Genomic DNA, 20,861 nt, shown 5'->3' on the forward strand with positions numbered 1-20,861 from the left:
CCCCACCGGCCCTGATCAGCCCGAACGTATGCTCAAGGGATGACGACTTCCGCGACCTCCGGAACCGGCCCCGGCCCTCTTCCCGGCCCCACCGAGAACTCCATGCGTCGCGCTCTCAAACGTGCCCGGGACGGCGTCGCGCTCGACGTGAGCGAGACGGCCGTCCTGCTCCAGGCGCGCGGCGAGGCCCTCGACGACCTCGCCGCGTCCGCCGCCCGGGTGCGCGACGCGGGTCTGGAGGCGGCCGGCCGGCCCGGCGTCATCACGTACTCGAAGAGCGTCTTCATCCCCCTCACCCGGCTGTGCCGGGACAAGTGCCACTACTGCACGTTCGTCACCGTCCCCGGCAAGCTGCGGCGCGCCGGGCACGGGATGTTCATGTCCCCCGACGAGGTCCTCGACGTCGCCCGCAAGGGCGCTGCCCTCGGCTGCAAGGAAGCCCTCATCACGCTCGGCGACAAGCCCGAGGACCGCTGGCCCGAGGCGCGCGAGTGGCTCGACGCGCACGGCTACGACGACACCATCGCCTATGTCCGCGCCATCTCCGTGCGCATCCTGGAGGAGACGGGACTGCTCCCGCACCTCAACCCGGGGGTGATGTCCTGGACCGACTTCCAGCGGCTGAAGCCGGTCGCACCCAGCATGGGCATGATGCTGGAGACGACCGCCACCCGGCTGTGGTCCGAGCCCGGCGGCCCGCACCACGGCTCCCCGGACAAGGAACCCGCCGTACGGCTGCGCGTCCTGGAGGACGCGGGCCGCTCCTCGGTCCCCTTCACCTCCGGGATCCTCATCGGGATCGGTGAGACGTACGAGGAGCGGGCGGAGTCGCTGTTCGCGCTGCGCCGGATCTCCCGGGCCCACCACGGCATCCAGGAACTGATCATCCAGAACTTCCGCGCCAAGCCGGACACGGCCATGCGCGGCATGCCGGACGCCGAACTCGACGAGCTGGTCGCGACGGTGGCCGTCGCCCGCCTGCTCATGGGCCCGTCCGCCAACCTGCAGGCCCCGCCCAACCTGGTCGACAGCGAGTACGAGCGGCTGATCGGCGCGGGCATCGACGACTGGGGCGGGGTCTCCCCGCTGACCATCGACCACGTCAACCCCGAGCGTCCCTGGCCGCAGATCGAGGAGCTGGCCGCCCGGTCCGCGGCGGCCGGCTTCACCCTGCGGGAACGTCTCTGCGTGTACCCGGAGTTCGTCACCCGCGGCGAACCCTGGCTGGACCCGCGGCTGCTGCCGCACGTGCGCGCGCTCGCCGACCCGGCCACCGGTCTCGCCGTGCCGGACGCGGTCGTCGAGGGCCGGCCGTGGCAGGAACCGGAGGAGGTCTTCACCGCCTCCGGCCGCACCGACCTGCACACCACGATCGACACCGAGGGCCGCACCTCCGACCGGCGCGCGGACTTCGACGAGGTGTACGGCGACTGGTCCGCCCTGCGGGAGGCGGCCGTCCCCGGCATGGCGCCCGAGCGCATCGACACGGACGTACGGCAGGCGCTGGCCACGGCCGCCGACGACCCGACCCGCCTCACGGACGCCGAGGCCCTCGCCCTGCTGCACGCCGACGGCCCGGCGCTGGACGCGCTGACCCGGATCGCCGACGACGTCCGCCGGGCGGCGGTCGGCGACGACGTCACCTACATCGTCACCCGGAACATCAACTTCACCAACGTCTGCTACACCGGCTGCCGTTTCTGCGCCTTCGCCCAGCGCCGCACCGACGCCGACGCCTACACCCTCTCCCTCGACCAGGTGGCCGACCGCGCCCGGCAGGCGTGGGACGTGGGCGCGGTGGAGGTGTGCATGCAGGGCGGCATCCACCCCGACCTGCCCGGCACGGCGTACTTCGACATCGCGAAGGCGGTGAAGGAGAAGGTCCCCGGAATGCATGTGCACGCGTTCTCGCCGATGGAGGTCGTCAACGGCGCGACCCGCACCGGCCTGTCCATCCGCGAGTGGCTGATCGCCGCCAAGGAGGCCGGGCTGGACTCCATCCCGGGCACCGCCGCCGAGATCCTCGACGACGAGGTCCGCTGGGTCCTCACCAAGGGCAAGCTGCCCGCCGCCACCTGGATCGAGGTGATCACCACCGCCCACGAGGTCGGCATCCCCTCGACCTCCACGATGATGTACGGCCATGTCGACCAGCCCCGGCACTGGCTCGGGCACCTGCGCACCCTGGCCGAAATCCAGCAGCGGACCGGCGGCATCACCGAGTTCGTGACGCTCCCCTTCATCCACACCAACGCGCCCGTGTACCTGGCCGGCATCGCCCGCCCCGGCCCGACGATGCGCGACAACCGCGCGGTCACGGCGATGGCCCGGCTGCTCCTGCACCCGCACATCCCGAACATCCAGACCAGCTGGGTCAAGCTCGGCACCGAGGGCGCGGCGGAGATGCTGCGCTCCGGCGCGAACGACCTCGGCGGGACCCTCATGGAGGAGACCATCTCCCGTATGGCGGGCTCCTCCTACGGCTCCTACAAGTCCGTCAAGGACCTCATCGCGGTCGCCGGGGCGGCCGGCCGCCCGGCCCGGGCGCGCACCACCCTGTACGGCGAGGTGCCGGAGGAACGGCAGCGCGCCGCCCGCGCCTCGGACGGGCATCTGCCGGAACTCCTGCCCGTGCTGGAGTGAGTACGATGATCCGACCCTCCCCTGGAGGGAGGATCCCAGGGGAGGCCCCACCGGCGGGGTCCCGTAGCCGAGGAGATGCGTGCCCGTGCCTGCCCGACTTCCCTCGTGGATCTGGGTCACCGGTCTGACGGTCGGCGCCGTCGCCGCGGTCGGAGCCCTGACGGTGCAGGCCGAGCGGGGCCCGCACCCCACGGCCGCCGTGGGTCGCCCGAGCGCGTCGGCGTCCGCCGCGCCGGGTGCGAAGGCGTCCGCCACGCCGAAGGCCTCGGCCTCCCCGGCCGCGACCGGGGTGCCCGAGGCGTCCGGTTCCGGCCGCCGGATCGTCTACGACCTCTCCGACCACCGGGTCTGGCTGGTCGACGCGGACGACACGGCCCGCCGGACCTTCACGGTCTGGCCGGGCACGGTCGCGCCGGTGCCCGGCACCTACACGATCTCCGTCCGCAAGGACGCGACGACCGGTTCCGACGGCGTCGCGATCGAGCACATCATCTACTTCTCGGTCGTCTCCGGCGTCAACATCGCCTTCTCCAACGCCGTCGACGGCGCCTCCCCGCCCCCGGCCGCCGCCGACGCGCAGACCGGCGGCATCCGGATGCCGAAGGCGGACGGGGCGGCCCTGTGGGCGTTCGGCGACCTCGGGACGAAGGTCAGGGTCGTCGAGTAGGGCTCGGGCGGCATCCGCTCTCCCCACCCCCGCGCCCCGCGCCCCGGGCCGACGCCGTGGACCTCCACCGGCCCTCCACCGCCTCTCCACCCCCCGCCTGCCCGTGACCCCGTTCGATTACAGTGACGGACGTCGTACGTACGGACGGTGCCCGGAGGCCTTGGGAGGACTTGGTGAGTACGACATCAGGGGCCGTCTGGGGCCGTGCCGAGCAGCAGGACTTCCGCAGCCGGGTGCGGGGCACGCTGCTGGGGGCGGCCGTCGGGGACGCGCTCGGGGCGCCCGTCGAGGGGCACGGCATCGAGGAGATACGGCAGGTCCTCGGGCCGGAAGGGGTCGTCGACCTCGTCCCCGCCTTCGGACGGCGCGGTGCCGTCACCCACCACACCCAGCTCACCCTGTTCACCGTGGACGGGCTCGTCCGCGCCCAGGTGCGGCGCGACACCGGCGCCTGGCACCCGCCGACCGATCTGCACCGGGCGTACCTGAGATGGGCGGCCACCCAGCGCGACTGGGGCCCCGACCTGCGCCGCAAGGACGACGGCTGGCTGGCCCGCGAGGAGTGGCTGTACGCCCGCCGGGAGCCGACCCGGCCGCTGCTCATGGGGCTCGGCGACGAGCGGATGGGCACGCTCGACGACCCCAAGAACCCGTCGGCCGACGGGCCCGAACCCGTCGCGCGCTCCGCGCCGTTCGGGCTGCTCGTCGGCTGGGAGCCGCAGCTCGTCGCCCAGCTCGCCGTGGAGTGCGCGGCCCAGACCCACGGCCACCCGGCGGCGTACCTGGCGGCGGGCGCGTACGCCGTCACCGTGCACGCCCTGGCCCGGGGCGAGGAGATGGACGCCGCGGTGCAGCGGGCGCTCGCGCTGCTGGCGGCGTGGCCGGGGCACGAGCCGGTCGCGGAGGCGGTGCAGCGCGCGCTGGGCGCCCTACGGCAGGGGCTGCCGGGGCCGGCCCGGGTGGCGGAACTGGCGGGGGAGGGGCGGGCACCGGGTGTGCTGTCCGCCGCCCTGTACTGCGCGCTCGTCGCGGAGGACGTGCGGCACGGGCTGCGCCTCGCGGTCAACCAGGGCGGCCCCGCCGCCCCGACCGCCGCCCTCACCGGGGGACTGCTCGGGGCCCTGTACGGCGAGACGGCCCTCCCGCCGGCCTGGCTGGCCGAGCTGGAGGGCCGTCCCACGATCCTGGAACTCGCCGACGACTTCGCGATGGAGATGACCCAGGGCCCGGCCCTGCACAACCCGGCGGGCGCGTCACCGGGGTGGCTGGCCAGGTATCCGCGAGGGGGCTGAGCCGGGTGGTACCCGCTCCCGCGGACGGGTCCTAGTCCTTCGCGGGTGCCGGTACGGTGTCCCGCGGGCCGGGGACGGCCGCCGCCGCGCCCGAGGAGTCGCCGTCCGTGTTGATCTTCTCGATGAGGGCGAGCCGCTCCGGGGTGTCCTCCGGCCGGAGGAAGCCGACCAGGACGTAGAGGACGAGCGAGACGGCCAGCGGGATCGAGACCTGGTACTGGAGCGGGACACCGCCGTCGACGTTCCAGTTGACGGGGTAGTTGACCAGCCAGAAGGCGAGCAGCCCCATCGACCAGCTGGTCAGCGCGGCGGTCGGGCCGGAGCGGCGGAAGGGGCGCAGCAGACCCAGCATCATCGGGATGGCCATCGGGCCCATCAGCCCGGCGACCCACTTGATGACGACGGTGATGATGTCCTTGAAGGTGGGGGAGTTGACCTGGGTGGCCGCCGCCATGGACAGGCCGAGGAAGACGACGGTCGTCACCCGGGCCGCGACCAGGCCCGACCGCGCGTTCCACTCCCGTGCCCGGCGCGAGATCACCGGGGCGCAGTCCCGGGTGAAGACGGCGGCGATGGCGTTGGCGTCGGAGGAGCACATGGCCATCGTGTGGGAGAAGAAGCCGACGATGACCAGTCCCAGCAGACCGTGCGGCAGGAGCTGTTCGGTCATCAGGCCGTAGGAGTCGGAGCCGTCCGGCTTGCGCGCGGTGACCAGCAGCGGGGACATCCACATCGGGAAGAACAGCACCACCGGCCAGACCAGCCAGAGCGCCGCCGACAGCCGTGCGGAGCGCTCGGCCTCGCGCGGGGTGGCCGTGGCCATGTACCGCTGGGCCTGGTTGAGCATGCCGCCGTTGTACTCGAAGAGCTTGATGAAGAGGAACGCCAGCAGGAAGACCGTCCCGTACGGGCCGACCAGCGGCTTGTCGTGGCCCTGGAGCGCCGGTTCGTCCCAGACGTCGAGGAACCCGATGCCCTTGTCGTTCAGCTTCAGCACGACGGCCACGAACATCGCGACGCCGGCCAGCAACTGGATGACGAACTGGCCCAGTTCGGTGAGCGCGTCGGCCCACAGGCCGCCGATCGTGCAGTACACGGCGGTGATCGCGCCGGTGATGAGGATGCCCTGGTTGAGGGAGATGCCGGTGAAGACGGACAGCAGGGTCGCGATGGCGGCCCACTTGGCGCCCACGTCCACGATCTTCAGCAGCATCCCGGACCAGGCCAGCGCCTGCTGGGTCTTCAGGTCGTAGCGGTTCTTCAGGTATTCCAGCGGGGAAGCGACGTGCAGGCGCGAGCGCAGCCGGTTGATGCGCGGCGCGAACAGCCGGGAGCCGATCGCGATGCCGAGGGCGATGGGGAAGGACCAGGTGACGAAGGAGGTGACGCCGTAGGTGTAGGCGATGCCCGCGTACCCGGTGAACATCACCGCGCTGTAGCCCGACATGTGGTGCGAGATCCCGGACAGCCACCAGGGCATCCTGCCGCCCGCGGTGAAGAAGTCGCTGACGTCGTCGACGCGCTTGTGCGACCAGACGCCGATGGCGACCATCACGCCGAAGTAGCCGATGAGCACGGCCCAGTCGAGACCGTTCATGTGCGTCCTCCCAGGGGTCGGCCCGGCGCTCATCGTGGGCGCTGTCGCATGAACACGACAAGTGACCGTAAGGTCAAAGGGAGGTAAAGGTATTCGGTATGGTGTCTTGTGTTCACCTACGTGAACCGATGGTCAGGGTGTCACCGCATCAGCTCCCCGGCGTTGACCAGCAACGACTGCCCCGTGATCGCCCGCGCCCGGTCCGACGCCAGGAACACCGCCGCGTCCGCCACGTCCCCGTCCGTGGCCAGCTCGGGCAACGCCATCCGCTCCGTCAGCCGGCCCAGCACCTCCGCCTCCGGCACCCCCTCCGTGTGCGCCGTGAACTGCACGTACGCCTGCACCGGCGGCCCCCACATCCAGCCCGGCAGCACGGTGTTGACCCGGATCCGGTGCGGCCCGAGCTCCCGCGCCAGCGAGTACATGGCACTGGTCAGCGCCCCCTTCGAGGCCGCGTACGCCGCCTGCCGCACCTGGGACGGGGCCGCGACCGCGGACTGGGTGCCGATGAAGACCACCGATCCGCCCCGCACCTTGAGAGAGGGCAGACAGGCCCGGGTCATCCGCAGCGATCCCAGCAGGTTCACGTCGATGACCGACTGCCAGGTCGTGAAGTCGGCGTCCTCGAGTCCGCCGAAGTAGGAGTCCCAGGCGGCGACCTGGACCACCGCGTCGATCCCCCCGAACCGCTCCCGCGCCAGCCCCGCCAGCGCCGCGCAGCTCGCCTCGTCGGTGATGTCGGTCGCCCGCCACGCGGTGTGCGTCCCGTCCGGGTCGATCTCGGCCGCGCTCTTGGCGAGGTTCGCCTCGGTCCGCGCGGCCAGCACGGCGTTCCCCCCGTCCCGTACGACCGCCGCGGCGACCTGGTGACCCAGGCCCGCCCCGACCCCCGAGACGACGACCGTCCTGTCGGCGAGCAGTGACATCGGGACCTCCCTGACCCTGGCGCATTGCCTGACGGAGCGTCAGAGTATGGTCCGGCCGCCGAGGAAGGGGAAGACGCATGAGCGAGGAGACCCGCAGCGAGACGTACGCCGAACTGGCCGCCGTGGGACCGTACGGCGTCCGGCCCGGCCACGCCCTGATCACCATGGTCGAACCGCACCCGGGCCACGAGTACGCCTACAACCGCTGGTACGAGGACGACCACTACTACGCCGGCGCGATGGCCATGCCCTGGATGTACGCGGGCCGCCGCTGGGTGGCGACCAGGGACCTGCAACTGCTGCGCGCCCCGGAGAAGTCCGCGATCGCCCAGCCCGTCACGGCGGGCTGCTACCTCTCCACCTACTGGATCACCGCCGGCCGCTACGACGACCACATGAGGTGGACCGTCGCCATCAACAAACGCCTCAACCGCGACGCCCGTGTCTACCAGGACCGCACCCATGTCTTCACGGCCTTCCAGGACCACGAGACGACGGTCTACCGGGACGGCGCGGCGGGCCCCCGCGACCACCACGCCCTCGACCACCCCTACGCCGGCCTGGTCCTCGAGGTCATCGACACCGACACCCCCGAACAGCGCACCGCCCTGGTGGAGTGGCTGCGCACCCGCCACCTCCCGAGGCGCCTCTCCGGCTCCCCGGCGGCCATGGTCACCGTCTTCCGCCCGACGCCCCTCCCCGGCGACCGCATGACCTACGTCAAACAGGTCGAGGGCGTCGACACCCGTCTGACCCTGCTGTGGTTCCTGGAGAGCGACCCGAGGGACTGCTGGGAGGACCACTTCACGGGCCTGGAGGCGCAGATCACGGAATCGGGCCTGGGCAGACTCGAACTCCTGGCCCCGTTCATCCCGACGATCCCCGGGACGGACCGCTATGTGGCGGACCTGAGGTGAGGACGGCCGGGGGGCTCAGCCCCCCGGCCCGCCCGCACGGGCTCAGGGCTCCTTCAGCTCCTCCGGGCACGGGGTGCCGCGCGGCAGCTGATAGGGCGCGGCGAGGCGGTAGACACCGGCCTTCGGGGCCAGCAGCACCGTCCACTTGTCGCCCTGCGCGTCCTCCTCCGTCTCGTACAGGCAGCCGCTCACGTTCGTGTAGGACTTCGGCTCGCCCTCGGCCCGGTGCTTGGACGCCTCCGTCTCCTGCGGCGCCTTCAGGCTCTTGCCCTCCGCGTCCACGACGCTCAGCCAGGGCGAGTACGGGATCCGGATCAGCACCCGGCCCGCCTTCTTGACGTCGAGCGTCATCTCGCCCTGCTCGGCCCGCTCCACCACCGCGTCGGGCTCGGCCATCGGTGCCGGGTCGGTGACCTTGAACAGCTGCCAGTTGGCGTCGCCCCAGATCTGCTCCAGATACGGCAGCCCCCGCTGCACCAGCTCCCGCTCCCGCTCCCCGCCGTCCCCGTCCAGCGCCTCCTTGGGGACGACGACGTAGTGCACGGCCCACCGCTGGAGCCACTCGTGGTAGTTCGCGGAGTTGAGCGTGTCGTCGTAGAAGAGGGGGTTGCGCTCCATGTCGGCCTGCCGGTTCCAGCCGCGGGCCAGGTTGACGTACGGCGCGAGCGCGGAGGCCTCGCGGTGGGAGCGGGCCGGGACGACCTCGACGCGGCCCTTCTCGGCCCCGACGCCCTGCAGCTCGTTGACGAGCGGCGCCAGCTCGCGCGCCCAGGAGGCCGCCGGGGTCGTCCGGATGACGTCGTCGACCGACTTGAAGCCGATCCAGCCGACGAACCCGAGCGAGGCGACGACGATGACGTACCACTTGCGGCTGCGCGGCACGGCGAACGGCAGCGCGGCCGCCAGCACCACACCCGAGAACAGCATCGCGAGCCGGGTGATGTTCGACCCGATCTGGGAGCTGATCAGCCACACCCCCAGCACCCCGAGGCCGTAGACCGCCGCCGTGATCCGCACGGTCTTCCAGTCACGCGGGACGACCGCGAAGACGATCACCGAGTACAGCAGCGGCAGCGAGGCCGACCCGAAGGACATCGGCTGGGTGCCGGAGAACGGGAACAGCCACGCGGAGACGGCGACGACGGCGGTCGGGGCGAGCCCGAGGGCCCAGGCGCCGGGCCGCCGCTTCTGCAGGAACAGCGCCACGGCGACGATGCCCACGAACAGCCCCGCCACCGGCGAGCCCATCGTGGCGAGCGCCGCGAGCGGGGCGGCGCACAGGGCCTTCGCCCAGCGTTTGTAGCGCCAGCGGTAGGGCCAGCAGAACACCACGGCCACGGCGGCCAGCGCGAACATGTTGCCGAGGCCGAAGGTGACCCGGCCGGACGCCGCGTTGCAGAGCAGCGCGAAGACCCCGGCCAGCGCCGGCCACACCGGGTTCCGCACCGGACGGCAGCGCAGCAGGACGAGGGTGAGCAGGCCCGCCGACAGGGTCCCGGCGATCATCATCGTCGTACGGACGCCGAGGACCGACATCAGATACGGCGAGACGACGCTGTACGACACCGGGTGCATCCCGCCGTACCAGGCCAGGTTGTACGCGGAGTCGGGGTGCCGGCCGACGAACTCGGCCCAGGCGTCCTGCGCCGCGAGATCGCCCCCGCTGTTCGCGAACGTGAAGAACCAGATGAGGTGCACGATCCCGGACAGCGCGGTGACGGACAGCACCAGGTGGCGGCGGAGGAAGCCGCCGAGCCGGTCGAACGCGGCGCGCGGCCCCGCCTTCGCCGGGTCCTGCGCCGCGCCCGCCCCGGCCGAGGTCTTCGCCGGGGCCGTCATGGCGTCGCGCGGATCGTCGTGCGGATCGTCAGGGGCGTTGCCGCGCGGGTCGTCGCGCGGCGGACCGTCGTGCGGGTCATGGTCGTGGCCGCCGGACTGAGGCGCGGGCAGCTCGATGCGCGGGCCGGTGTCCGGGCCCGGACCGGTGTCGTCGGCGCGTGTCGGCTCCGCAGTGGCCACCTGAAGGCACTCCCCGTGTCCCGTCTTCCGCTCTCGGCCGCGCCCTGTTCGCGTCCGCTTCACGGCAACGTCGTGGCGACCGGCGACCTGTCCCGTTTCGCGACGCTAGCACGCACCCCGCCGGGCGGCTGCCCGGCGGGGTGGCGAGAGGGACGGACGGGGCCGACGGGTCGGCCGGGCGGGATCAGCCGAGTCGGGTCAGCTTGTCCTGGAAGCCCGGCTCGACGAGGTCGCTCTCCAGGGCGACCGGTACCTTCACCGCGCCGCTGGCGCCGTCCCCGACGGTGAGCGTGCCCACCTGGGTGCCGGCCTTCGCGGTGTGCGGCACCTCGTCGGCGGCGAACTTCAGCTTCACCGTCAGACCGGCCCAGCCGACCGCGGTGACGTCCTTGGTGACGACGACCGGGGTGTGGCCGCCGAGCTTGTCGTCCACGTACCCGACGACATCACCCTTCTTGAGGATCTTCGCCGAGGTCAGCGCGTCCTCGGCGGCGGACAGGGCCGTCTTGCTGACGTCGTTGACCGTCTTGAGGATGGTCGGCTTGTGCTGGCCGAGGATCGCGCCGACGACGGTGACCGTCTCACCGCCGACCTCCTTGCGGGCGGCGAACAGGAGGTTGCCGCCGGCCGCGGTGGTGGAGCCGGTCTTGATGCCGATCGCGCCCATCCGGTAGGGGAGCTCGTTGTAGTTCGGCCAGTTGGTCCCGTAGGGGTCCGTCCAGCTCGCCGCGCTGGTGATCGCCACGAGCGCGGGGATCTCCACGACCGCGTTGCCGAGCTTGACCTGGTCCTCGGCGGTGGAGACCGTGGTCTCCTTCAGCCCGGACGGGTCGGTGTACGTCGTGTTCGACATCCCGAGTTCCTTGGCGGCGGCGTTCATCTTCTTGACGAACGCGGCCTCCGTGCCCCCGTCCCAGCGGGCCAGCAGCCGGGCGATGTTGTTCGCGGACGGGATCATGACCGCCGACAGGGCCTGCTGGAGCGTCAGTTTGTCGCCGGCCTTGACGCTGTTGAGGGTGGACTCGCCGCTCTGGTCGTAGCCGCCCTCCTTCTCGGCGGTGGCGTCGACGGTGATGCTCGGGCCGTTCTCGCCCGTCTTCAGGGGGTGGTCCTTGAGGACGACGTACGCCGTCATCGTCTTGGCCACCGAGCCGATGGCGACCGGCGTCTGCTTGCCGAAGTGGTCCATCGTGCCGACGCCGTCGACGTCCATCCAGCCCTGGCCCTCGTTCGGCCACGGCAGGGAGAGCTTGCCGCCCTCGAAGGTGTAGGCGTCCTTCGCGGTGAGCGCCAGCGCGGTGGCCGGCAGCGGGCGGAACGCCTGTACGACCGCAAACACGATCACCAGCAGGATGACCAGCGGCGTCCAGATCTTGACCCGACGGCCGAGGGTGCGCAGGGGGGTCGGCGGGGGCGGCGGGGTGTTGGTGAGCTCCGCCAGCAGGTCGATCGGCGGCTTCGGCGGCAGGGGCTGCTGGGTCGTCCGCTCGGGGCCGACCTGGGGCACCAGCGCGGTGACGGCGGTGATGTCACCGGTCGCCTTCGGCGGGCGGGGCTCGTCGAGCGGCTTCAGCGCGACGAACTTGCTGGTCCGCTCGGCGGGCGGCGGCGTCCGCTCACCGTCCCCCTGCGGGGCCTTCTCGGCCTCGTCGGCCTTGGGCTCGTCGGCCTTGGGCTCGTCCGCGCGGGGCTTGAGGGCCCCGCCCAGCTTGAGCATGGTGGTCGGCTGGTCGACGGCGGGCTTGGGCCGGGGGGCCTTGAAGATGGCGGTGGGCTGGTCGACGGGGGATGCGTCGGCCTTGTCGCCGCCGTCCTTCCCGTCCTCCGCGGCTTCCCTGCCTTCCTTGCCTTCCTTGGCTTCCTTGTCGTCGTCTTCCTTTTTGCCCCTGGACGCCCACTTGGGTGCGGGCTTGCCGGAGACGGCGGGCTCGTCGTCCTCGGCGCTGCCGGATTCCGGGTCGGTCCGCAAGTCTGCCCCGGAGGTCACCGGAGCCGAGTCCTCCGGTCCGTCCCCGTTGCCCTCGGTGTCGCCCTCGTCCGACGCGTCGTCGCCGGTGTCCTCCGTGTCGGCCGCGTCCTCGGGGCCCGTCGGGTCCTCCGAGCCGCCGTCCGCGCCCTCGCGCCCCCCGGTGGCTTCCGGGTCGGGCGCGGTGTCCTCGGCGCCGCCAGAAGGGCCCTCGGCGCTTTCCTCGGCCCCGTCCGCGGCTTCCGCCCCGTCGGCCTCCGTGACGGCGTCCTCGGGCTCCTCGTCCGGCTCGGGACGGGCGTCCTCCGGCTCCGGGCGGGCGTCCTCGGGCTCCGGACGAGCGTCCTCCGGCTCCTCGGGCGTCTCCTGGGCCTCGGGACGGGCGTCCTCCGGCTCGGGACGGGCGTCCTCGGGCTCCTCGGGACGGGCGTCCTCCGGCTCGGGACGGGCGTCTTGCGGTTCCTCGGGACGGGCGTCCTCGGGCTCCGGGCGCGCGTCCTGCGGCTCCTCGGGTTCCTCGGTCCGTTCGGGTTCCTCGATCTCCAGTTCGCGTACGGAGAGAACCCGTGTCGCCGTGTCGACGCCGCCTCGCGAGGCCGCCGGGGCCTCGCTCTCCCGGGCCACCGCCACCCGCGGATCGCGTGCCTCGGGAACCGTACCCGCGCTCCCCGACGTCGGTTCTGCCGACGACTCGCGCTGCTTCGACCTGTCGGGGGACTCGCCCGCCACCGATGCCTCCTTGTGCCTGTCGAACCGTGAACGCCCGCCCCGGACCCGCCTCGGGGCGTGTCCGAACCATGTACCAGTGTCCTGTGTAGAGGGCTTGGCTCCTGCGGTAGACGAGAACGACATACCTACTGGTTCCACTACAAACAGGTCACGCACCCTCGACAGACCAATGTGAGAGGGGTCACCCTGTCATTCATCCACGCGGGGAGGCATGGATGGGCAGGAGCCGCAGAACGATTCCGGAAGAGCTTCTTCTGCTGGCGTTGGACCCGACCACGGGTACCACCGCACAGCCGCAGTCGCTCGACCTTGGTCTGGCCGGAGCGCAGCTAGTGGAGCTGGCGCTGGCCGGGCGGATAGCCCCTGACGGGGATCGTATCGCCGTGGTGTCCCCACGGCCGACAGGAGATCCGACACTGGACTGCGCACTGGAGTTGCTGCGAAGGCGTGGCGCTCCGGTCCGTGCCGTCCACTGGATCGGCGGGCCGCGTCTCGGGCTGCGCCAGACCTACCTCTCGCATCTGGAGCGGTGCGGCATGGTGCATGCCGTGGCGGGTCAGATGTGCGGGGTGCTGCCGACCACTCGCTACCAGGCGACGGACACCGAGATCAGCCGGGAGATCAGGGCCCGGCTGGACTCCGCGATCCGCACCGGCGTGCCGCCGGACCCGCGGACCGCGGCGCTCGCCGCACTGGCGCACGCGGTCGGCCTCGGCAAGCACCTGTACCCGGGGAACGAGGGACGCTCGTCCCGCTCCCGGCTGCGGGACCTGATCAGGCACGACCCCATGGGCGGTCTCGTCGCGCACGCCGTGATGGACGTCCAGAACGGCGCGGCGGCCCAGCCGCGCCGCAGCCCGGCGGCGGCCCCGGCCGGCCGGCCGACCGGACCGGGCGGACGGCCCGTACCGGAACCCGCCCGTGGAGTTCCGGCACAGCCGCGCCGCGGTCCCATGGCGCGTGTCGTGGCCCACTGAGCCGCAGTTCCACGACACACCCGGCACGGCACGACCCGCAGGACCGCATGACCGCATGACCCGTAATACCCGTAGAACCCGTATGACCCGTTCGGGAGCCGCCGCGGCCCGCGCGGGGTGGTGAGGCCGTACGTCCGTCGTGACGCACGGCACCGCCGCCCCGCGCGGACGCATGTCCGGGGCCTGCTGGGGGTGTTGTGCGGGCCTGCTCCGAACCGGCCCGGGGCGGCCGCATATCCACCGTTTTCCAGCGGTACGAAGCACCTTGGTGGCAGTCTGCTGAACAGCAGATACGCAAAGTGTCAATGACAGGCATGCAGCCGGAGGTGCGCGTCCCGTGACGTCCAATGTCAATCCCACGGTCAGGCGACGCCGGTTGGGCCAGGAACTGCGCCGGCTCCGTGAGGAGAAGGGCATGACCGCCGAACAGGTCGCCGAGCGTCTGCTCGTGTCCCAGTCGAAGATCAGCCGTCTGGAGAACGGCAGGCGCAGCATCAGCCAGCGTGATGTGCGCGACCTCTGTGGAGTCTACGAGGTCGAGGACCAGCGCATGGTGGAATCGCTGATGGAAATGGCGAAGGACTCCCGGCAGCAGGGCTGGTGGCATGCCTTCGGGGACATTCCGTACAGCGTGTACATCGGGCTGGAGACGGACGCGGAGTCGTTGCGGGTGTACGAACCCCAGACCGTCACCGGCCTGTTGCAGACCCGCGCGTACGCCGAGGCCATCATCCGGGGCGCCTTGCCGGAGCGGCCCGAGGCCGAGGTCGACAAGCGCGTGCAGGTGCGGCTGCGTCGGCAGGAACGAATCACCACCGAGGAAGGGCCGTTGCGGCTGTGGGTGGTGCTGGACGAGGCGGCGCTGCGCCGGGTCGTCGGCAGCCGGCTGGTGATGCGCGAGCAACTGGAGCATCTCGCCGAGCTGTCGAGGCTTCCGCACGTCACCGTGCAGGTGCTGCCGTTCGAGGTCGGCGCGCATCCCGGCCTCAACGGCCAGTACACGATCCTGGAGTTCGCCGACGCCTCCGACTCCAGCGTGGTCTACATCGAGGGTGTGACGAGCGACCTCTATCTGGAGAAGGCGTACGACGTCCAGCAGTACTCGGTGATGTACGAGCACCTGCGGGCCCAGGCGCTGAACGTGGAGCACTCGCGCCGGGTCATCGACGACCTGGCGAAGGAATACGCGCGGTGAACATCCCCCGGGATGAGCCTTCCGGGGGTGCGGCGGGGGATAGTACACCGTCGACATGCTCGACTGGAAGACTCACCTGGAATATGCCATTCGACCGAGTGAATGAGTCCTCCGATTAGCGGGGTTGGCGAGTAGCGTCGATCACGCCAACGATCACCGACGTTGGCGCAAAACCGTGATTCGCCAACTGGCTAACGGAGCAATCAATGGCAATTCGTCTGGGCGCCACGGAAACGTGGACGACGTCCTCCTACACCAACGGCAACGGCGCCTGTGTGATGGTCAGGTCGACCGTCCTGGAGACGCTGGAGCTCGGGGACACCAAGATCCCCGAGGGCCCCAAGCTGGCCTTCCCGGCCGGCGCGTGGAACGCCTTCGTGGCGTCGGTGAAGGAGTAGGGCGAGGAACGCTCCCCGCACCACGCACCGGTTCCACCTCGACCACCGCACAGCCACCGACAGAGCCCTCTCGACAAGATCGCCGTCCTTGCCGAGGGGGCTCGGCCTGTCACGGCACTAGCCTCGACGGACGGGGAACGCCACGTCGCACACCGGGTCCTCGGGACCCGCCGCGTCCCAGTCCGCGAAGTAGATCTCGCGGCACGGGCCGTCGTACTCCCAGCCCTCCCGCTGCATCCACGCCTCCACCGCCTCGAACGCGGCGATGATCTGCGGATGGGCGACCTGCGCCTTGCTGATCCGGGTGGACGCCAGCCGACGGGCCGGTTCCACCTTCACCTCGATCCGCCGGGAGCGCCCCTGGGCGGCCGCCCACGCCCGGGCCGCCGCCTCGTCGGCGACCGGCACACAGGACTCCGCCGGTCCGTCGCTCTCCATGGACACCTCGGCGTGGTACGCCACGAACGGCGCGCCGGTGCTGCCGCCGCACGCGCCCGCCGCCTCCTCCAGCCGGCCCAGGGCGGCGGGGATCCAGGCGGGCAGCTCGTCCGCCAGCACATGACGGGTCTCGGTGATGATCACCTGCTCGGGCACGTCGACGATCCCGACCTCGAACTTCTCGTACATCTCGGAGTTCCTCCCCGACAGTCGTCCACGGAGGTACTCGGCGAGCGTGCGCCGGGCGGCGAACCGGCCCTCGGCCTCGGCCCAGTAGGCGGCGAGCAGTTCCGCGCCCTCGGCGCCACCGGTCTCGACCACCTCGGCGATCCGGGCCAGCGGCATGTCGAGCTGGCGCAGCATCGCCACCAGCCTTGCCCGGTCCACCTGGCCGGCCCGGTAGTAGCGGTAGCCGCTGGTCTCGTCGACCCGCGCCGGGGCCAGCAGGCCCAGCCGGTCGTACAGACGCAGCGCCTTGGCCGTGAGCCGGGCCCGCGCGGCGAACGCGCCGATGGTCAGCAGTTCGTCGTCGTCGCGTACGTTCACCTGGTCATCCTCCGTCACCGGACGGTCTGCTCCGCCCGGCGACGAGGAGACTCCGCCTTGCCCCGGGGACAAGGTCAAGCGGTCAAGCGGTCAAGCGGTCCCGAACGGCAGGACCTAGCCGAGCTGCGCCTCGATCGCGGTGACGATCTCGTCGGACTCCGGCTCGGTCTGCGGCGAGAAGCGGGCCACGACCGCCCCCTCCCGGCCGACGAGGAACTTCTCGAAGTTCCAGCGGATGTCACCCGTGTGGCCCTCCGCGTCCGCGAAGCCGACCAGGCGCTCGTACAGGGGGTGCCGGCCCTCGCCGTTCACCTCGACCTTCTCGGTCAGCGGGAAGGTCACGCCGTACGTCGCCGAGCAGAACTCCGCGATCTCCTCGGCGCTGCCGGGCTCCTGCCCGAGGAACTGGTTGCAGGGCACGCCGAGCACGGTGAAGCCCTGGGCGGCGTACCGCTCCTGGAGCTTCTCCAGCCCGTTGTACTGGGGGGTCAGACCACACTTGGAGGCCACGTTCACGATCAGGACGACCTGCCCCGAGTACTCCGAGAGCTGCGCGGACCCGCCCTTGAGGGCGCCGATCTCGACATCGAGGGGGGAGGAAACGGCATCAGTAGTCATGGGCGGATGCTAGCCCCGCCCGGTGCGCCCCTCCTCAACCGGGGGCACTCTCCCTTTCCGGTGCCGGTGCCGGTGCCGTCTCCCGTTCCGGTGCCGGCGCCGCCCCGGCCAGTACCTCCCCGGCCGCCGTCCGCGAGTACAGCACCGACCGGCCCGCCCGTCTCCGCTCCACCAGCCCCGCGTCCCGCAGGACCCGCAGATGCCGGCCCACCGAGCCCAGCCCCTGCCCGGTCAGCGCGACCAGCTGGGTGGTGCTCAGCGCCCCCTGCCCGAGCAGCACCAGCACCGCCGCCCGCCCCGGCCCCAGCAGCGCGCCGAGCGCCGCCGGCACCACCCGTTCCCGGTGGTCCCCGGCCAGCGGCCCCGCGCACGGGTACACCACCGCGTACCGCTCCCGCCCCTCCCACGAGACCCACCCGGCCCTCGGCGTGACCGGCACGAACACCAGCTCCGCGCCGGCGATCTCACGGGGCGGGTACGCGTGCGCGTTCACCTGGAACCGGCTCTCCCCGAGCCAGCGCGTCCCCGGCCGCAGCGAGTCCAGCACCGCGGCCCAGCCGCCCCGGCTGACCTGTGCCGTGCGCGCGACCACATCCGCCTCCAGCACATGCCGCCGACGCTCCCAGGAGGGCCGTACGGCCGCCTCCCAGACGTACTCCAGCAGCGCGGCCGCCCGCTCGGGCAGATCGTCGCGGTCCAGGGCGGCGGGCGGCGGCCCGCCGACCGAGAGCCGCAGATGCGCGCGGGCCTCGGCGGGATCCGCCGCCCGCACCCGCGCCACCCCCTCCTCGAAGCTCTCGCCGTCGCGCGGGGTGGGGGTGAGGAAGTCGGCGATCCAGCTCCGCCCCAGCCCCGCCCGGATCAGCAGCCCGGTCACCGGGTCCGCCGCCAACCACGCCCGGTAGGACGGCAGATGGGCCCGCAGCCAGTCCTGCTCGCCAGGATGGGCGCCCACTCCCCACTGGAGCAGCTTCACGCTCGCGAACGTCTCGGCGAGCGGCGAGAGCACGAACCGGCTGCGGGCCAGCGTGTCCGCGTTGACCTGCCACCAGCCCACCGCGGACCTCCGGGTGCCGTACGACGTTTCGCGGGACCGCGAAACAATAACCGGCCCCTCCCGGGCCGCCCGAGACTCCGGCCATGACCGCCACCGGCTACCGACAGCTCTTCCGCACCCCGGAGTTCACTCCGCTCTTCCTCTCCGCCGCCGCCCACACCGCCGCCCGGACGATGAGCGGACTCGCCCTGGGCACCCTCGTCTTCCAGGCCACCGACTCGCCGCTGCTGTCGGCGGTGAGCATGTTCGGCCCCTCGCTCGCCCAGGCCGTCGGCGCGACCCTGCTGCTCTCGGGCGCCGACCGGCTGGCCCCGAGGGCCACCCTGATCGGCCTGTCCCTCGCCTTCGCCGTCACCACGGCCGCCGTCGCCCTGCCCGGCCTCCCGGTCCCGGCCGTCCTCGCGGTCGTCCTCCTGGAGGGGCTGATCGCGTCGCTCGGCGGCGGTGTCCGCTGGGGCCTGCTGCACGAGATCCTCGGCGGCGACGGGACGTATCTGCCGGGGCGTGCGCTGTTCAACGTCATGAGCGGGCTGACGCAGGTCGCCGGGTACGCCGTCGGCGGCGCCCTGGTGGTCACCCTCGCCCCCCGTCCCGTGCTGCTGCTCGCCGCCCTGCTGCACGCCGTGGCCGCGCTCGCCGCCCGGCTCGGTCTGACCGCCCGGCCGCCACGCGCCGCGGGCCGCCTCTCGGTCGCCGTGACCTGGCGCACCAACGGCGTCCTGTGGTCCGCGCGGCCCCGCCGCCTCACCTATCTCGGCCTGTGGGTCCCCAACGGCCTGGTCGTCGGCTGCGAGGCGCTGTTCGTGCCGTACGCCCCGGATGCGGCGGGCACGCTGTTCGCGTGCGCGGCGCTGGGGATGCTGGCGGGCGACGTGACGGTCGGCCGGTTCGTCCCGCCGTCGGTGCGGGCCCGGCTCGCCACGCCGCTGCTCCTCCTGCTGGCCACCCCCTACCTCTGCTTCGTCCTGCGGCCCGCCCTGCCCGTCGCCGCCGTCTGTGCGGCCCTCGCCTCGGTGGGCTTCGGGGCGAGCCTGGTCCAGCAGGAGCGCCTGATGGACCTCACCCCGGCCGGGCTCGGCGGGCAGGCGCTGGGGCTGCACTCCGCCGGGATGGCGGCCATGCAGGGCGTGGGCGCGGCGGTGGCGGGCGCGCTCGCCCAGGTCGGCTCCGCGGCCACCGCGATGACGGTGGCGGCGATGATGTCGCTCGCGGTGACGGTGGGGCTGGCCCTGGCGGGCGGCCGGGCCGACGGGGCCGGGAGCCCGGCAGGTGTCGGGCGGGCTCGGTCCACGACACGGCGGTGACCGTCACCGTGTCGTCGCGCTCGGCGGACATCCCGTCGTCCGGCGCGACCTGGAGCCGGCCCGAGCCCGGCGGACCGACGACCGGCGCCGTACGTCACAGGTCCGCGCCGGGTACGTCACGGGTCCGCGCCGGACGCGCCGCGCCCGCGACGGCGGGGTGGCCCGCCAGGGCACAGGGGGTCCGGGTGACGTGGGTGAACGCGACGACGGCCGCGCCGGTCCGCGGTGCCGGCCGGGCGCTCGGCGGCCTGCCGGGCGGTCACCCGAAGGCTGTCGGCCGGGCAGGCCCGCACGGTGTCCGTCCCGCGAGCCGTGCCGGTCGGGGCGCTCTCCCCGTCCATGCGGTCGCGCGCCGCCCGTCTCGCACACCGCCCCGCATGCCGTCCCGCATGCCGCCCCGCATACCGCCCCGCATGCCGTTCCGCAGACCGGCGCCCTGTGCTCGTCGCCGCGGGCCTGTCCGGACCGGCCCGCGCGGGACTCAGACGACGGGGCGGGACGCGGAGTCCTCCGGCGTGACGAGGCGTGACGCCGCGGTGACGATCCGTACGTGGCGGTGGCCCTCGCGCGGGAAGGCAGGCGGTGCGGGGGGCAGGACGCCTTCGAGGACGTACCCCGTCTTCTCGGCGACCCGGCAGGACGCGTCGTTGTCGGCCTGGTGCAGGAGTTCCAGGCGGCTCAGGCCGGCCGGCGCGAAGGTGGCGCAGGCCCAGTCGGTGAGGGCGCGCAGGGCGCGGGGCGCCACGCCCCGGCCGCGCGCGGGGGCGGCCGTCCAGTAGCCCACCTCGGCGGTGGGGGCGCCGGGACCGGCCGTCTTCAGCACCGCCTGACCGACCAGCAGCCCACCCGGACGGTCGTCGTCGGTGTTCTCGCCGTCCTCCGGGCCGGCGTGCTCCTCCATCACGGCGAAGCAGAAGCGGGTGCCGGACGTCCACCCCTCCTGCTGGGCGGCGATCCAGCGCGCCCCGTCGGCCTCGTCGTCCACCCGGTGACTCGTCCAGCGCCGCAGCACGGGGTCCCGCAGCGCTGCCACCAGCGCGGGCGCGTCCGCCGGGCGCCAGGGGCGCAGGGCGAGGGCGGGGGCGCCGGGGTGCGCGGCGGCGCGAAGGACGACCGGGAGGGGCGGGAGGGGCGGCATCGGGCGATCGTACGCCGGGCCCTCAGGCGAGCAGCCGGCGCTTCTGCTCCTCGAACTCGGCCTCGCTCAGGATGCCCTGGGCCTTCAGATCGCCGAGCTGCTTGAGCTGGTCGATCTTGTTGGTCATCTCGTCCGCGGTGGAAGGGGGAGCTGCGGGCGCGGGCGCCGGCGGGGGCTGCTGGTAGCCCTGGGGCTGCTGGTACGCCTGCTGTTCCTCGGCCTGGGCGGCCCAGCGGCCCTGCTGACGGCGTGACACCCGGTTGGAGACCGCGGTCGCCGTTCCCGCCACCACCGCGGTGCGGGCGACTCCGCGCAGAAGACCAGGCATGGCGATCCCCTTTTCGTCTCTTGTCTCTTGGCTCTCCATTGCAGCACGCTCTGTCCTGATCTGCCGGGTTCGGCAATCCGTGGCAGCCTGATCCTGTGTGTTCGCC

17 protein-coding genes are annotated in these 20,861 nt (G+C 72.6%); 8 read left to right on the plus strand and 9 right to left on the minus strand.

Translation table 11 applies throughout. From position 1 onward, the window contains the following. Window positions 1–39: 39 nt before the first annotated feature. From U5640_RS25935 to U5640_RS25945, 3 genes are all read left to right on the plus strand, one after another. Window positions 40–2,643 (plus strand): bifunctional FO biosynthesis protein CofGH, encoded by a 2,604-nt coding sequence (locus U5640_RS25935; protein ID WP_340378140.1) that lies wholly within the window; start codon window positions 40–42, stop codon window positions 2,641–2,643. Window positions 2,644–2,728: 85 nt separating this feature from the next. Then, the gene (locus U5640_RS25940) at window positions 2,729–3,310 is read left to right on the plus strand and encodes a L,D-transpeptidase (protein ID WP_340378141.1); all 582 of its coding nucleotides are present in this window, start codon (window positions 2,729–2,731) and stop codon (window positions 3,308–3,310) included. A 173-nt stretch (window positions 3,311–3,483) separates the two neighbouring features. Further along, complete coding sequence (locus U5640_RS25945; protein ID WP_340378142.1) at window positions 3,484–4,602, plus strand: ADP-ribosylglycohydrolase family protein; 1,119 nt, start codon at window positions 3,484–3,486, stop codon at window positions 4,600–4,602. A gap of 31 nt (window positions 4,603–4,633) precedes the next feature. Here the strand turns inward: U5640_RS25945 and U5640_RS25950 are convergent, their stop codons facing one another. After that, entirely contained in the window at window positions 4,634–6,199 is a 1,566-nt protein-coding gene (locus tag U5640_RS25950) for a sodium:solute symporter family protein (protein WP_340378143.1), read from the minus strand. Between the two features lie 140 nt (window positions 6,200–6,339). Continuing rightward, a complete protein-coding gene (locus tag U5640_RS25955) occupies window positions 6,340–7,125 on the minus strand; it encodes an SDR family oxidoreductase (RefSeq protein WP_340378144.1) in 786 nt (261 codons plus the stop codon). A gap of 77 nt (window positions 7,126–7,202) precedes the next feature. Between U5640_RS25955 and U5640_RS25960 the strand changes: the two genes are divergently transcribed. Next, the gene (locus U5640_RS25960; protein ID WP_340378145.1) at window positions 7,203–8,042 is read left to right on the plus strand and encodes a hypothetical protein; all 840 of its coding nucleotides are present in this window, start codon (window positions 7,203–7,205) and stop codon (window positions 8,040–8,042) included. Window positions 8,043–8,084: 42 nt separating this feature from the next. On the opposite strand, the gene U5640_RS25965 is transcribed toward U5640_RS25960, so the two are convergent. After that, entirely contained in the window at window positions 8,085–10,061 is a 1,977-nt protein-coding gene (locus tag U5640_RS25965; protein ID WP_340378146.1) for an MFS transporter, read from the minus strand. Window positions 10,062–10,245: 184 nt separating this feature from the next. Next, the gene (locus U5640_RS25970) at window positions 10,246–12,756 is read right to left on the minus strand and encodes a serine hydrolase (protein WP_340378147.1); all 2,511 of its coding nucleotides are present in this window, start codon (window positions 12,754–12,756) and stop codon (window positions 10,246–10,248) included. Between the two features lie 215 nt (window positions 12,757–12,971). Here U5640_RS25970 and U5640_RS25975 point away from each other — a divergent pair, with 215 nt between their 5' ends. The 3 genes from U5640_RS25975 (at window position 12,972) to U5640_RS25985 (ending at window position 15,326) form a co-directional block, all read left to right on the plus strand. Then, window positions 12,972–13,733, plus strand: a complete 762-nt coding sequence (locus U5640_RS25975; protein ID WP_340378148.1) for a GPP34 family phosphoprotein — start codon at window positions 12,972–12,974, stop codon at window positions 13,731–13,733. Window positions 13,734–14,070: 337 nt separating this feature from the next. Then, window positions 14,071–14,928, plus strand: coding sequence for a helix-turn-helix transcriptional regulator (locus U5640_RS25980; protein ID WP_340378149.1), 858 nt, complete (start codon window positions 14,071–14,073; stop codon window positions 14,926–14,928). Between the two features lie 206 nt (window positions 14,929–15,134). Next, window positions 15,135–15,326, plus strand: coding sequence for a DUF397 domain-containing protein (locus tag U5640_RS25985; RefSeq protein ID WP_055633126.1), 192 nt, complete (start codon window positions 15,135–15,137; stop codon window positions 15,324–15,326). 117 nt (window positions 15,327–15,443) lie between these two features. Here U5640_RS25985 and U5640_RS25990 read toward each other — a convergent pair whose 3' ends face one another. The 3 genes from U5640_RS25990 to U5640_RS26000 all read right to left on the minus strand — a co-directional run bounded on the left by U5640_RS25990 (window position 15,444) and on the right by U5640_RS26000 (window position 17,985). Continuing rightward, on the minus strand, window positions 15,444–16,310 hold the full coding sequence (locus U5640_RS25990; protein WP_340378150.1) for a MerR family transcriptional regulator: 867 nt from the start codon (window positions 16,308–16,310) through the stop codon (window positions 15,444–15,446). Window positions 16,311–16,424: 114 nt separating this feature from the next. After that, a complete protein-coding gene (locus U5640_RS25995) occupies window positions 16,425–16,928 on the minus strand; it encodes a glutathione peroxidase (RefSeq protein ID WP_340378151.1) in 504 nt (167 codons plus the stop codon). 34 nt (window positions 16,929–16,962) lie between these two features. Then, complete coding sequence (locus U5640_RS26000) at window positions 16,963–17,985, minus strand: ArsR family transcriptional regulator (protein WP_340378152.1); 1,023 nt, start codon at window positions 17,983–17,985, stop codon at window positions 16,963–16,965. A gap of 83 nt (window positions 17,986–18,068) precedes the next feature. On the opposite strand from U5640_RS26000, the gene U5640_RS26005 reads away from it, so the two are divergent. Beyond that, complete coding sequence (locus U5640_RS26005) at window positions 18,069–19,289, plus strand: MFS transporter (protein WP_340378153.1); 1,221 nt, start codon at window positions 18,069–18,071, stop codon at window positions 19,287–19,289. A gap of 481 nt (window positions 19,290–19,770) precedes the next feature. Here U5640_RS26005 and U5640_RS26010 read toward each other — a convergent pair whose 3' ends face one another. Next, window positions 19,771–20,427: a GNAT family N-acetyltransferase gene (locus U5640_RS26010; protein ID WP_340378154.1), complete on the minus strand. Its 657-nt coding sequence runs from the start codon at window positions 20,425–20,427 to the stop codon at window positions 19,771–19,773. A gap of 22 nt (window positions 20,428–20,449) precedes the next feature. Then, window positions 20,450–20,755 (minus strand): SHOCT domain-containing protein, encoded by a 306-nt coding sequence (locus U5640_RS26015; RefSeq protein WP_340378155.1) that lies wholly within the window; start codon window positions 20,753–20,755, stop codon window positions 20,450–20,452. Between the last annotated feature and the right edge of the window lie 106 nt (window positions 20,756–20,861).

The sequence above is a fragment of the Streptomyces sp. SS7 genome, assembly GCF_037993025.1.
Taxonomy (GTDB): Bacteria; Actinomycetota; Actinomycetes; order Streptomycetales; family Streptomycetaceae; genus Streptomyces.

Bases quoted from the DNA above. Each gene is read 5' to 3' on its own strand.
- U5640_RS26015 (WP_340378155.1), bottom strand. From the start codon at position 20,755: ATGCCTGGTCTTCTGCGCGGAGTCGCCCGCACCGCGGTGGTGGCGGGA.
- U5640_RS26005 (WP_340378153.1), top strand. From the start codon at position 18,069: ATGACCGCCACCGGCTACCGACAGCTCTTCCGCACCCCGGAGTTCACT.
- U5640_RS25985 (WP_055633126.1), top strand. From the start codon at position 15,135: ATGGCAATTCGTCTGGGCGCCACGGAAACGTGGACGACGTCCTCCTAC.
- U5640_RS26010 (WP_340378154.1), bottom strand. From the start codon at position 20,427: ATGCCGCCCCTCCCGCCCCTCCCGGTCGTCCTTCGCGCCGCCGCGCAC.
- U5640_RS25960 (WP_340378145.1), top strand. From the start codon at position 7,203: ATGAGCGAGGAGACCCGCAGCGAGACGTACGCCGAACTGGCCGCCGTG.
- U5640_RS25955 (WP_340378144.1), bottom strand. From the start codon at position 7,125: ATGTCACTGCTCGCCGACAGGACGGTCGTCGTCTCGGGGGTCGGGGCG.
- U5640_RS25950 (WP_340378143.1), bottom strand. From the start codon at position 6,199: ATGAACGGTCTCGACTGGGCCGTGCTCATCGGCTACTTCGGCGTGATG.
- U5640_RS25975 (WP_340378148.1), top strand. From the start codon at position 12,972: ATGGGCAGGAGCCGCAGAACGATTCCGGAAGAGCTTCTTCTGCTGGCG.
- U5640_RS25935 (WP_340378140.1), top strand. From the start codon at position 40: ATGACGACTTCCGCGACCTCCGGAACCGGCCCCGGCCCTCTTCCCGGC.
- U5640_RS25995 (WP_340378151.1), bottom strand. From the start codon at position 16,928: ATGACTACTGATGCCGTTTCCTCCCCCCTCGATGTCGAGATCGGCGCC.